The sequence below is a fragment of the Ruminococcus flavefaciens AE3010 genome (genome assembly GCF_000526795.1).
GTDB lineage: Bacteria > Bacillota > Clostridia > Oscillospirales > Ruminococcaceae > Ruminococcus > Ruminococcus flavefaciens_D.
Genome location: NZ_JAGT01000001.1, coordinates 3,504,892 through 3,517,010, shown reverse-complemented (window position 1 = coordinate 3,517,010; position 12,119 = coordinate 3,504,892). Strand labels below are relative to the sequence as shown.

The window sequence follows — 12,119 nt, the reverse complement described above, 5'->3', positions numbered from 1 at the left end:
ATGGAGATATTATTATGAAAAAGACACTCTACTTTTTGCTTCTTCTCATCTGCGCCTGTGTTCTCGGCGGAGTCCTCGGCAATGTTGCCTCAGGCTCATTCGCATGGCTGGGCTATTCAAGAAGCTTCGCACTCAACCTTGACAAGTTCATCGACACCGATATCCTTGTACTCACATTCGGCGTATCAATGAGCATCAGCGTTGCACAGGTCATCTTCATAGCTATAGCTATCTATGCTTATATCAAAACTGCTCCAAAGGTAGTCCCGGATAAATAATCGCTGTTTATCGTCCTTTTCGACAGTTTTTTATCACCTCGTCCCGCTTATGTTTCCGTATTACACTAAAAACGGCGAATTCGGGGATTTACAGACAAAAAAATCTTGTACATATTTCCCGTTGGTGATATAATATACTTTGAATGTAAATAAGTGTATTAAAGAAATAATGCAAAAGATTAAGGAGCTGCAAAATGTTTACAAAAGATATTGGCATTGATCTCGGCACTGCTAATACCCTCGTATATATGAGGGGAAAGGGTATAATAATAAGAGAGCCCTCAGTAGTTGCAGTAAATACCAGAACAGATAAATGCCGCTATGTAGGTAAAGAGGCAAAGGACGTCATCGGTCGTACCCCGGGCTCTATAGTTGCCGTAAGACCGCTGAAGGACGGCGTTATAGCCGATTTTGACATTGCCACCACAATGCTTCAGGAATTCATAAGAAAAGCTCTGAAGGGTACTTTTCTTACCAAGGCAAATGTCATTATATGCATACCGTCGGGCGTTACTGCCGTTGAAAGACGTGCTGTACGCGAATCCTGCAAAAAGGCAGGCGCAAACAACGTCCTCATTATAGAAGAGCCTATGGCTGCCGCTATCGGCGCAGGTCTCCCCACAAACGATCCCGCAGGCAGCATGATAGTTGACATCGGCGGCGGTACCAGTGAAGTAGCCGTTATATCTATGGGCGGCATCGTTGCTTCACGCTCGGTAAGATGTGCAGGCGACGAATTCGACGCTGCTATCATCAATTATATCAAGAAAAAGTACAACCTCCTTATAGGAGAGCGCACTGCCGAAAATATCAAGCTTGATATCGGCTCTGCTTTCCCAAGCGAAAAGGAGGAGTCTCAGGAGATAAAGGGAAGAAATCTTCTCAACGGTCTCCCCGAGAATATAACCGTTACCTCTGCGGAGATACGCGACGCTCTCGTTGAGCCTCTTTCAAGAGTAATCGACGCCATAAAGTCCACTCTTGAGGAAACTCCTCCCGAGCTTTCCGCAGACATCATCGACCACGGCATAACTCTTGCAGGCGGCGGCGCTCTGCTCCGCGGTCTTGACAAGCTCATAAACCGCGAAACAGGTATGCCTGTGTATATCGCGGAATATCCCCTCGACTGCGTTGCCGAGGGCACGGGCAAGATACTGGAGAATATCAGCGATTATCAGGACGCTCTCACTGAAAACGTCAAGTACTATTAAGGAGAGGCTCCATGCGTGATTTTTTGAAAAGCACCAGATTTAAGGTCATGCTCGGGCTTCTTGCGTTTCTTGTGGGCATGATGATATATGCCGTCACAAGAGGCGGCTATTCCGTTTCGGGAGCTTCTTTCATCAATACACTGACAAAGCCATTCCGCGCAGCCTCCAACAGCATTAGCCGTAAAATGGAGCATACCGTGGATAAGCTTGCCAATGCGGATAAGTACCTTGAAGAAAACGAAAGGCTCAAAAAGCAGATAGGCGAACTCAATGCCCAGCTCACCGAATACGACGCCATAAAGGCAGAAGTGGAGGAGCTCCGCAAGTTCGTTTCCATAAAGGAAGAGCATGAGGACTATATGCTCTCTCAGCCCTGCAAGGTACTGGGCTATGTGACCAACGACCCCTTCAAGTCCTTCACTATCGACAAGGGCTCCAAGGACGGCATACTTGTGAACTGTCCCGTTGTTACCTCCGAGGGACTCGTGGGTATCACAGTTGAGGTCTCCGACCACGTATCCACCGTGAGGACCATACTCTCCCCCGACCTTTCCGTAGCCGCTGTGGCTTCCTCGTCAAATGCCGATCAGGGCATAATCGAGGGAAATGTGCTCTCCTCCGAGAGCGGACAGACCAAGCTCATTCACGTCCCCAAGAAGAACAAGCTCAAACGGGGCGACCTTATGATAACCGCAGGAAACAGCGGTCTCTTCCCAAAGGATTACCCCATAGGCACTATCCTCGAAATAGGCTTTGATTCAAACGGCCTCTCCGTATGTGCCGATATACAGCCATGTGTGGACGTTAACCGTCTTACCTCTGTCATCGTTATCACCGATTTCAGCGGCAAGAAGGAGGACGACGATAATGAGGATTAGAACTACCCGTGAGCAGCATATCCTGCGCTTCAAGACCACTCTGCGCTGGATACTGTACTATCTGCTCATTTTTGTAAGCTTCATCATCATGACCTCGGGTACTCTGTATAAGCCCATAATACTCGTTCCCCTGAGTATAGGCATTGCCGTCAACAACAATATGTACGGCTCGGCTGTCACGGGAGCTGTATGCGGCTTTCTTACCGACATATGCTGCGGAAAGCTCTTCGGCTACAACGCCGTGGTGCTCACATTCTTCTGTATCGTTGCAAATCTGCTCTTTGAACTCTATCTAAAGGACAGATTCATCAATTACATGATAATCACTACCGCAGTGTCATACATACAGTGCTGGCTGGACTATAAATTCTACTACCAGATATGGGAGTACGAAAACGTGGGACGCATCTTTGTGAGAGTTTCGCTGAGAGTCTGGGTATACACTGTAATATCAGCGGTCTTTGTGTATCTTGTGCTGAAGCTTGTGAACCGCTTCCTCATGCCGAGGGAACATCTCACTATCGAAGAAGCCATAAACACCAATATTCAGTCAGAAAACAGACAATGACCTTACCGACCGCACCCGAAAAGTGCGGTCATAATATTAAAGGAGGCAGTCTTTTTGAAAGGATTTGCAGAAAACCTGAAATCTATCATTATCATTCTGCTGGTAGTGCTTTTAGCTCTGCTCAGCTCGTTAAGACTTATGAAGATACAGGTAGTCGGCGATAAGGATATAGGCACTCCGCAGCTCTATGAGCCCGGTACCCTCACATACAAAAAGGGCATCAAGGCTACCCGCGGAGAAATAATCGACTACGACGACAACGTTATCGTCACCAATGATTCACGTACAGACCTTGTGCTCCAGATGGCTTTCTTCCCCACTGACTTGCAGGAGGGAAACAAAGCTCTGCTGGGCATATACAGAGAGCTTGAAAAGCACGGGTACAAATTCAAGGAGAGTATCCCCGTATCGTTCAGCAAGCCCTACAGCTTCATATCAAACGATACCTCTGAGCTCATCTCCGACCTTAACCTCAATGTGTACGCTACTGCTGAAAACTGCATAGACAAGCTCATCTCGGACTATGAGATAGACGAGAAGTATACCGACGAGGAAAAGCGTATCATCGCAGGTATGCGCTATCAGATGATAGACAAGGACTTCTCATACAGCAATGACCTGCTCCTTGCAAAGGGCGTTGACGAGCAGACCGTCATCGACATGAAGGAGCTTGGCAACTTCTACCGCGGCATCGAGGCTGTTGACGCCTCAGAAAGAAAAATAGTCCGCGGCGATATACTCCCCCATGAGATAGGCACGGTAGGTCCTATATATGCGGAGGAGTACGACGAGCTGAAATCCAAGGGCTACAGCTACAACGACATCCTCGGAAAAAGCGGTATCGAAGCCGCTATGGAAACTCCCCTCCGCGGTGTCAACGGTGAGGAGCAGATAGCCGTCAAGGACGGCGTTGTCCGCGACGTAAAGACTATCACCGAGGCTACCTCGGGCGAAACTGTTAAGCTCACCGTCAACGGCGCTTACCAGATAAAGCTCCAGAATATACTCGACAACTTCCTCAACTACACCTTCCCCGGAATAAATCCAAACCCAGGTGTGCTAAAGGGAAACTGCGGCGCTATATGCGTTCTTGATGCTAAAACAGGCGCTGTAAAGGGTATGGCTACAGCCCCCACCTATAACCTCAAGGACTACGTTGAGAACTACGAATACTTCCTTGAAGCAAAGGATACTCCCCTTGTAAACCGCTGCTCATACGGTCTTTACAGACCGGGCTCCACATTCAAGACCATTACCGCTACGGCAGGTCTCAACGAGGGCGTTGTAACAGGCGGCACTCCCCTTGTCTGCAACATGGGCTACGAATTCTACGGCACGCATTACTCCTGTACGGGACTTCACGGCAATATCACCGTAAGACACGCTATCGAGGTATCATGTAACTCATACTTCTATGAGCTGTCCCGTATGCTGGGTATCGACAAGATAACCGAGTACTCCAAGATGTACGGTCTGGGCTCTCATACAGGCATCGAAACAGGCGACGCAGAGGGATACCTCTGTAACCCCGAGACCTTCAAGGAGCACGGTCAGGAATGGTATATCGGTTATGTTATACAGGCAGGTATCGGTAACCAGGACTGCGGCATGACTCCCCTGCAAATGGCGGTAGTTGCCAATACTATCGGCAACCGCGGCGTAAGATACCAGCCCTACCTTGTTGACAGCTACTACTCCTACGGCTCGGGAAGCCTTATCAAAAAGACCGAGCCCGTTATCGCAAACAAGATAGAGATAAAAACTCCCGACCTCTACGACTATATCGTAGGCGGTATGATAGACGCTTCAAGAAATATGCCTGCCAGATACTCTCTCAGCGACCTTGGCTTTGATGTGGCTATCAAGACAGGTACTCCTCAGACAGGACGCAACCTTAACGAGCAGAACTCCTTCTTCATCGGCTTTGCTCCCGCAAATGACCCCGAGATAGCCTTTGCAGGCGTTATCGAGAGCGGTGAATACTCCAAATATATGATACGCGACCTTATACTCGCTTATCAGGAGTGCTACGGACTTAACGGCGTTAAGCCCACCAAGCAGAAGCTCCCCGAGGAATACCGCCCCGAGCTCACCACAACAGCTACAACAACAACGACCACAACAACTACTACTGTATCCACAGTGACAATGGCAGAGAACGTCACAGAGCCATATACCGAGCCAGTAACAGAAGCTCCCTATGAGCCGTGGACTCAGCCCACAGAGCCGTGGACGGATTATTCTGCCGTAATACCCACAGAGCCTGCTACTCCCCCGTTTGACCCCAATGCATACGCTACGGAGCCGCAGCAGGAGCCTGTGACATACTGAATATTTAAAGGGACATAAAAATGTCCCTTTATTTTTTGCAGACTCTCCTGCACTGATAATTGAAAAAAATGTATATTTTCCGTTTGCCTGTCAATAATATGGTCGGAGGTGTTAGTGTTGAAAAAAAACGAACTGACCGACAAGCATTACGGAAAAGGCTCTAAAGGCTTTTATGCAGCTCTCGGCATAAGTGCCGTCATGGTAGCTGCCGCCTGCCTTTTCGCCCATAAGCAGGGTGACGCTATACCCAATGTCAAAACATCTGCCGTCAAAACTCCCATAGCTGCGGAGACTCCCGTGGGCAGGCGCGTCACCGACATACCAAAGGCAACTTCCCCCGCCTACAGCATAACCTCGGCTATCGTGACAGCTCCGCCCATTATGGAGACTATCCCTGCCGCGGAGATAACCGTTGACGCTCCATTCGAGGTGGCGGACAGCTTCACGGAAAAGGTACAGCCTGCGGCGGCTGCAAAGGGACTGGACAACGCCTGCGCTCCGCTGAGCGATATATCGGGTGTAATTGAGCCCTTCAGCAGCGGTGAGCTTGTGAAAAACGCCACCACAGGCACATGGCAGACCCATAACGGCACGGATATCGCAGCTGAGGTCGGGAGCGACGTCATGGCAGTTGAAAATGGAGAGATTTCCTCTGTGACCAACGATCCCCTGTGGGGCGTGACAGTAGTCCTCGACCACAAAAACGGCTTCTTCACCAGATACTGCGGTCTTGGAGCCGACCTCGCCGTACAGCAGGGCGATACAGTAAGCCGCGGAGATATCATCGGAGCTGTAGGACAGACTGCCGATATCGAAAGCGCGGAAGCTCCTCATCTGCATATAGAGATAACTCACAACGGAGCCTTTGTCGATCCAATGACAGTTTTCAAATGATATTATACTCTGACAACACTTCCGATCAGCTGCGGAAGTGTTTTTTTGCGCGGAGCCGCGCCGCCTTTATGGCGGCTGAGATAATAATCACGGTAAATTATTTCCGTTAGTGTTGCTATTTTCCCTCTTTTATGATATAATATAGTATATATATTTGTTTACGGTTTCTATTTTTCTTGTAAAGGAGACTTAAAATGGCTATTACAGAAGCAGTTGAAAATTACCTTGAAACTATACTTATCCTCTCACAGAAACAGCCCGATGTCCATGCTATAGATATCTGCTCTTATCTGGGATATTCCCGTCCTACTGTGTCTATAATACTTAAAAAGATGAAGGACGAGGGACTTGTCACAGTTGACGACGATAACCACATTCGTCTCACCGACGCAGGCAGACATGTTGCAGAACGCATCTACGACAGACATAATGTTCTCACCGAGCTGTTCATTCTTCTCGGCGTAAGCCGCGATGTTGCTTCCGAGGACGCCTGCAAGGTGGAGCACGACATATCCGACGAGACCTTTGCTATGCTCAAATCACATTACAGAAAGCTTTCAGAGAAAAAATAATACAGAAGCTACGGAGATGAACTATGGGTAAATATGAAGAATACCGAGAGAAATACCCCTCTTTCGTATATAAAGCATATCATGTGAATGAAACAAAAAACACTGTTGAGATCGGCTACGAGTTTTCCATTACGGATCTGGCGGAGTTCCGCCCCAGCTGGAGCTTCCGCAAGCCCGAGAACTTCTCCGTAAAGGGAGATCTCACCTTTGAGAGACTTGCTTTCTCACTGGGTATGGCTGAGGCTGTAAGCTACTGGAAAGCCACCTGCTCTCCCCAGTTCCGCGCAGAGTGCGGCGAGCTAAATGAGGAGCAGAAGCAATGGTGGAAGAAGCTGTGGTTCATGGGACTGGGCGAGCTCTTTTTCGTAAACGGCATATCAGCCGATCCCGATACCTTTGTGAATATAGTTTCGGCAGGCAGCTACAACAGCTCCCTAACGGAGACAGCACGTCAGCCAAGAGGCTGTCTTGTGCCTATAGGCGGCGGAAAGGACTCGGCACTTACGCTGGAGACACTGGTAAAATCAGGCATGAAGTGCCTGTGCTACTCCATAAACAAGCGCCGTTCCATAACCGAGACCGTCAGAAAGGCAGGTCTTGACGACGATGCCCTTATCATAGCTCAGCGCCACTTTGACCGCTCGCTGGTGGCTCTCAACGACAAGGGCTTTATCAACGGCCATACGCCCTTTTCGGCTATAGTTGCTTTCTCAGCAGAGATAACAGCCTACCTCAACGAGCTGAAATACATCGTTCTCTCCAACGAATCCAGTGCCAATGAGAGCACTGTTGTCGGTCAGGACGTCAATCATCAGTACTCCAAGAGCTTCGAGTTTGAGCAGGACTTCCATGATTATGAGGAGAAATACCTCCGCACGGGTCAGTACTATTTCAGCTTCCTGCGCCCTCTTGCAGAGTTCCAGATAGCAAAGATGTTCGTATCCCACCGCAAGTATCTTCCCGTATTCAGGAGCTGTAACCTGGGCAGCAAGGTATCTCCCGATATATGGTGCGGCGAATGCCCCAAGTGCCTGTTCGTGTGCCTGATACTCTCCCCATTCCTCACTATGGAGGAGCTCATAAAGATATTCGGCAGGGATATGCTCAATGACAGCAAAATGATGGAGTACTTCATCGAGCTCATAGGACAGTCCGAGCACAAGCCATTTGAGTGCGTGGGCAGTATCGACGAAGTGAATCTGGCTGTATCTCTGGCTATAAGAAGGCTTGAGCAGAACGGTGAGGAGCTCCCTCTCCTGTTCAGAGAATACAAGGAACGCGGACTTTACTATCCCGAATCTATCGACGCCCTCAACAATGAGTGCTGCAGCTCGTTCAACGAGCAGAATCTGCTTCCCGACGAATTCAAAGCCATACTCAGAAAAGAAATGGAGAACCTTTTATGATGTCATTCGGTGAATATTTAAAAACATACACTGAAAACAAGACTGTATGCATTCTCGGCTTCGGCAGAGAGGGCAAGTCCACATATAAAATGCTGCAAAAGTACTGCTCGCCAAAGGCTGTAGCCATTGCTGACCTCAATCCCGTTGACCGTAAAGCAAACGAGCTTCCCGAAAATGTTGAGCTTATCTGCGGAAAGGACTATCAGGACTGCCTTGACCGATTCGATATGGTGTTCAAGAGTCCCGGCATCGTTCTTGAAAAGCCCGCTTCTGAGCTGAAATGCATGATAACCTGCGAAACTCAGGTGTTCTTTGAGTGCTTCCGCGAGCAGATTATCGGTATCACGGGTACAAAGGGCAAAAGCACAGTCACTTCCCTTATTTACCATGTTCTCAGCGAAAGCGGCGTGGACTGCCGTATCGCAGGCAATATCGGTATCCCTGTTTTCGATATCGCCGACGACATGAAAGAGGAGACTATCGTGGTCTGCGAGCTCTCCTGCCACCAGCTTGAATATATGACCGTATCTCCCAAATACGCTGTATTCCTCAATCTCTACGAGGAGCACCTGGACCACTACGGCACTATGGAGAACTACTACAACGCCAAGAAGAACATTTACCTCCACCAGCAGGAGAACGATGTTCTGCTGATAAATTCGGATATCGCTCCCGGTGAGCCTATCTCATGGAACACTTATACTATCTCGGATAAGGACTGCGACGCCGACGTTTATGTCAGCAATGGCACGGTGCACTGCGTCGAGCCCTACGTTATCCCCACCGATAAGGTAAAGCTCCTGGGCGTTCACAACCACTACAACATCGCTGTGGCTTACTATATCACCACCCTCTTCATTCGTGAGGAGGACTTCACAAAGGCGCTGTGTACATTCTCTCCGCTGGCTCACAGACTGGAATATGTGGACACGGTACGGGGTATACGCTGGTATGACGACTCTATCTCAACCGCCTGCGCTACGGCTATTTCAGCTGTGCAGAGCGTTCCCGATGCAGGTACTGTCCTCATCGGCGGTATGGACAGAGGTATAGACTATGCTCCCCTTGTTGACTTCCTTGCAGGCTTCGATATCCGCGTCATATGCATGGAAGCTTCGGGCAAGAGGGTCTACGATATGATACTTGCCAGTGACGGCTTCAAGAAAAAGGAGCGCGTTCACTACGCTGACCACCTTGAAGGAGCTGTCAAGCTTGCTGCGGACATAACTCCCGAGGGTATGAGCTGCGTTATGTCCCCTGCGGCAGCAAGCTACGGTATCTTCAAGAACTTTGAGGAGCGCGGCGACGCCTTCAAGAAGCTGGTTGCCGAGCTTAGAACTAAGAACTAAGAGCTAAGAACTAAGTAGGGGCGGATACTATCCGCCCTTTTCAATAACTGCACAACTTCCTTTTTCAGCATTTATCCAACTATACTATTACTAATAACATCGGAGGTACTATTTATGTTTAAAAATGCAGGAGAAAAAATAAAGATCACAGCAAAAGCACTTTTCTGGGTCATAGCTGTGTTCGGCACCATCAATGGCATTTATATCGCTTCTCAATCAAATGCATATGGTTTATTGATGATACCCATTGCAATAGTTTCGGCTTGGGTCACAAGCTTAGTGTTGTACGCCTTTGGAGACCTGTGTGAGAATATTGATCTGCTGCGTTCAAATATGTACACAGTAACCACCGTGATGGAAAAACGCTTTCCTGACTTGGCTGAGGAAGACCCAGGTGATAAAGCTGATGACGACACTGACAACAAAGAAACAAATCCTATTGAAGAATAATGATCAATTTACGGGCGGATAATATCCGCCCCTACGTTTTGTTTCATGTTAGTTGTATTGTAAGGCGCGGAACGGCGAGGGCGCCGTTCCCTACACTACTCACTCGCGGGACGTCGAGGACGCCGTCCCCTACAGTGTGTCATTTGAAATTCATTCATAAGATGCGGGCGGCGGGACGCCGCCACTACAAGCTGACGGCTAAGGGCTCGCGGGCGGATAAAATCCGCCCGCTCTGGGCTTTTATTGCTAAATTTTAAGGAAACTCTTGCAATTCACAGCAAGCTATGATATAATATTAACGATGGGGTCAAGATCCCCGTAAATGAATTCTCAGGAGGAATTATTTTTATGTTAACTTCAGCTACAGAAATGCTCCAGAAAGCAAGAGCAGGCAAATACGCAGTAGGTCAGTTCAATATCAACAACCTTGAGTGGACTAAGGCTATCCTTCAGACAGCTCAGGAGTGCAATTCTCCTGTTATCCTCGGTGTTTCTGAGGGCGCAGGCAAGTATATGTGCGGTTTCGAGACTGTTGCAGCTATGGTTGCAGCTATGGACAAGTCTCTCGGCATCACAGTTCCTGTTGCACTTCACCTCGACCACGGCTCATACGGTGCTTGCTACAAGTGCATCAAGGCCGGTTTCACATCTATTATGTTTGACGGTTCACACTTCCCCATCGACGAGAACGTTGCTAAGACAACTGAGCTCGTAAACGCTGCTCACAATCTTGGTCTCTCAATCGAGGCTGAAGTAGGCGCTATCGGCGGTGAAGAGGACGGCGTTATCGGTAAGGGCGAGTGCGCTGATCCTGCTGAGTGCAAGATGATCGCTGATCTCGGCGTTGACTTCCTTGCAGCAGGTATCGGTAACATCCACGGCGTATATCCTGCAAACTGGGAAGGTCTCAGCTTTGAGACTCTCGAGGCTATCAACAAGACTGTTGGCGATATGCCTCTCGTTCTCCACGGCGGTACAGGTATCCCTGATGATATGATCACAAAGGCTATCTCTCTCGGCGTTGCTAAGATCAACGTAAATACTGAGTGCCAGCTCGTATTTGCTGAGGCAACAAGAGGCTACGTTGAAGCAGGTAAGGACAAGCAGGGCAAGGGCTTCGACCCAAGAAAGCTTCTCGCTCCCGGTGTTGATGCTATCAAGGCTAAGGTCAAGGAGAAGATGGAGCTCTTCGGAAGCGTAAACAAGGCTTGATCTAAAGAGGAATACTATTATGTCATGGGGTAGATTTGAACAAAATTACGTTTACAACTACGATATAAACGCCTGCCTCGACGCTGTTATGCGTACAGGTGCGCAGTTAAAGCTTAACGTCAAAGCCGCAGACAGAAATGCCTACAGAGTTATTTTCAGCAACGGCATATCACTGACTACATGGGGCGAAAAGATACATATCGCTCTGGGTGTGCTCCCTGACGGCAGAACAGGCATCAATATTGCAAGTGTTTCAAATCTTGGCACGGAAATTACCGCAAAGTCAAGAAACCAGAAAAACGTGTATAAATTCATAGAGACCCTGAATACATTTCTCCCACAAAGATAAAAAAATTGCCCGAGGATTCATTTCCTTGGGCTTTTTATTTTTGTGCAGAAGTCCTTGAGTTCATTCATATGCGGCTCAAGGGCTTCTTTGTATTCAATGGAGCACAGTCCGAGACTGCCGCAGCACTCTATTTCAAGATGTCCGTAGAAATGCTCGATGCTGCCGATGATACGCTGACACTCCCCCATGCTTGGACCTGTCCGCAAAGCTATGGCGTAGCCTTTCTTGCCGCTGCTCAGGCTGGCGTGAGGCTCATGAGTATTGCACCATGGAGTGCACCTGTCGATGAAGGCTTTGAACTGCCCCGGGATATCCGCCCAGTATGAGGGCGCAACACAGACAATAACGTCTGCCCGTTCAAACTCGTCCATAATAAGGTCTATATCGTCATGCTGAACACATTTTGCAGTGGCATGGCAGCTTCGACAGCCCCTGCAAAAGCTGAAATTATAGTCGTCAATGCAGACAGACTTCACAGTAAAGCTATCCGAAAGCTGCTCAGCTACAATGTGAACTATCTCCGCAGTAGCGCCGTTTCTCACGGGACTGCAATTTACCACAAGCACATTCATATCAAAACCTCCGATGTAATAATAAGCACCATTATAGCACATCAGGCAG

At 48.6% G+C, this 12,119-nt stretch carries 13 protein-coding genes; 12 read left to right on the top strand and 1 reads right to left on the bottom strand.

Annotated features, from left to right (window positions below; all coding sequences use genetic code 11):
* Window positions 1-14 precede the first annotated feature (14 nt).
* The 12 genes from N774_RS0115480 to N774_RS0115425 all read left to right on the top strand — a co-directional run bounded on the left by N774_RS0115480 (window position 15) and on the right by N774_RS0115425 (window position 11,498).
* Window positions 15-278: a DUF4321 domain-containing protein gene (locus N774_RS0115480; protein WP_037280346.1), complete on the top strand. Its 264-nt coding sequence runs from the start codon at window positions 15-17 to the stop codon at window positions 276-278.
* Window positions 279-472: 194 nt separating this feature from the next.
* Window positions 473-1,489, top strand: a complete 1,017-nt coding sequence (locus tag N774_RS0115475; protein WP_024862114.1) for a rod shape-determining protein — start codon at window positions 473-475, stop codon at window positions 1,487-1,489.
* 11 nt (window positions 1,490-1,500) lie between these two features.
* Entirely contained in the window at window positions 1,501-2,367 is an 867-nt protein-coding gene (gene mreC, locus N774_RS0115470; RefSeq protein ID WP_024862113.1) for a rod shape-determining protein MreC, read from the top strand.
* Window positions 2,357-2,935 carry a rod shape-determining protein MreD gene (gene mreD / locus N774_RS0115465; RefSeq protein WP_024862112.1) on the top strand — a complete coding sequence of 193 codons (579 nt, stop codon included), beginning with the start codon at window positions 2,357-2,359 and terminating at the stop codon, window positions 2,933-2,935. Before mreC ends, mreD begins: the two co-directional genes overlap by 11 nt.
* A 54-nt stretch (window positions 2,936-2,989) precedes the next feature.
* Window positions 2,990-5,266 carry a penicillin-binding transpeptidase domain-containing protein gene (locus N774_RS0115460; protein ID WP_024862111.1) on the top strand — a complete coding sequence of 759 codons (2,277 nt, stop codon included), beginning with the start codon at window positions 2,990-2,992 and terminating at the stop codon, window positions 5,264-5,266.
* 114 nt (window positions 5,267-5,380) lie between these two features.
* On the top strand, window positions 5,381-6,160 hold the full coding sequence (locus N774_RS0115455) for a M23 family metallopeptidase (RefSeq protein WP_242836644.1): 780 nt from the start codon (window positions 5,381-5,383) through the stop codon (window positions 6,158-6,160).
* A 194-nt stretch (window positions 6,161-6,354) separates the two neighbouring features.
* A complete protein-coding gene (locus N774_RS0115450; protein ID WP_024862109.1) occupies window positions 6,355-6,732 on the top strand; it encodes a metal-dependent transcriptional regulator in 378 nt (125 codons plus the stop codon).
* 83 nt (window positions 6,733-6,815) lie between these two features.
* The gene (locus N774_RS0115445) at window positions 6,816-8,138 is read left to right on the top strand and encodes a hypothetical protein (RefSeq protein ID WP_347496226.1); all 1,323 of its coding nucleotides are present in this window, start codon (window positions 6,816-6,818) and stop codon (window positions 8,136-8,138) included.
* Window positions 8,135-9,487: a UDP-N-acetylmuramoyl-L-alanine--D-glutamate ligase gene (murD, locus tag N774_RS0115440; protein ID WP_051463414.1), complete on the top strand. Its 1,353-nt coding sequence runs from the start codon at window positions 8,135-8,137 to the stop codon at window positions 9,485-9,487. The genes N774_RS0115445 and murD overlap by 4 nt, the downstream gene beginning before the upstream one ends.
* 114 nt (window positions 9,488-9,601) lie before the next feature.
* Window positions 9,602-9,937: a hypothetical protein gene (locus tag N774_RS0115435; protein WP_024862106.1), complete on the top strand. Its 336-nt coding sequence runs from the start codon at window positions 9,602-9,604 to the stop codon at window positions 9,935-9,937.
* 348 nt (window positions 9,938-10,285) lie between these two features.
* Window positions 10,286-11,149, top strand: a complete 864-nt coding sequence (gene fba / locus N774_RS0115430) for a class II fructose-1,6-bisphosphate aldolase (protein ID WP_024862105.1) — start codon at window positions 10,286-10,288, stop codon at window positions 11,147-11,149.
* 19 nt (window positions 11,150-11,168) lie between these two features.
* Window positions 11,169-11,498, top strand: coding sequence for a hypothetical protein (locus N774_RS0115425; protein ID WP_024862104.1), 330 nt, complete (start codon window positions 11,169-11,171; stop codon window positions 11,496-11,498).
* A gap of 17 nt (window positions 11,499-11,515) precedes the next feature.
* On the opposite strand, the gene N774_RS0115420 is transcribed toward N774_RS0115425, so the two are convergent.
* Window positions 11,516-12,070 (bottom strand): flavodoxin family protein, encoded by a 555-nt coding sequence (locus tag N774_RS0115420; RefSeq protein ID WP_024862103.1) that lies wholly within the window; start codon window positions 12,068-12,070, stop codon window positions 11,516-11,518.
* Window positions 12,071-12,119 lie beyond the last annotated feature (49 nt).

Bases quoted from the DNA above. Each gene is read 5' to 3' on its own strand.
- N774_RS0115480 (WP_037280346.1), top strand. From the start codon at position 15: ATGAAAAAGACACTCTACTTTTTGCTTCTTCTCATCTGCGCCTGTGTT.
- N774_RS0115475 (WP_024862114.1), top strand. From the start codon at position 473: ATGTTTACAAAAGATATTGGCATTGATCTCGGCACTGCTAATACCCTC.
- mreC (WP_024862113.1), top strand. From the start codon at position 1,501: ATGCGTGATTTTTTGAAAAGCACCAGATTTAAGGTCATGCTCGGGCTT.
- mreD (WP_024862112.1), top strand. From the start codon at position 2,357: ATGAGGATTAGAACTACCCGTGAGCAGCATATCCTGCGCTTCAAGACC.
- N774_RS0115450 (WP_024862109.1), top strand. From the start codon at position 6,355: ATGGCTATTACAGAAGCAGTTGAAAATTACCTTGAAACTATACTTATC.
- murD (WP_051463414.1), top strand. From the start codon at position 8,135: ATGATGTCATTCGGTGAATATTTAAAAACATACACTGAAAACAAGACT.
- N774_RS0115435 (WP_024862106.1), top strand. From the start codon at position 9,602: ATGTTTAAAAATGCAGGAGAAAAAATAAAGATCACAGCAAAAGCACTT.
- fba (WP_024862105.1), top strand. From the start codon at position 10,286: ATGTTAACTTCAGCTACAGAAATGCTCCAGAAAGCAAGAGCAGGCAAA.
- N774_RS0115425 (WP_024862104.1), top strand. From the start codon at position 11,169: ATGTCATGGGGTAGATTTGAACAAAATTACGTTTACAACTACGATATA.
- N774_RS0115420 (WP_024862103.1), bottom strand. From the start codon at position 12,070: ATGAATGTGCTTGTGGTAAATTGCAGTCCCGTGAGAAACGGCGCTACT.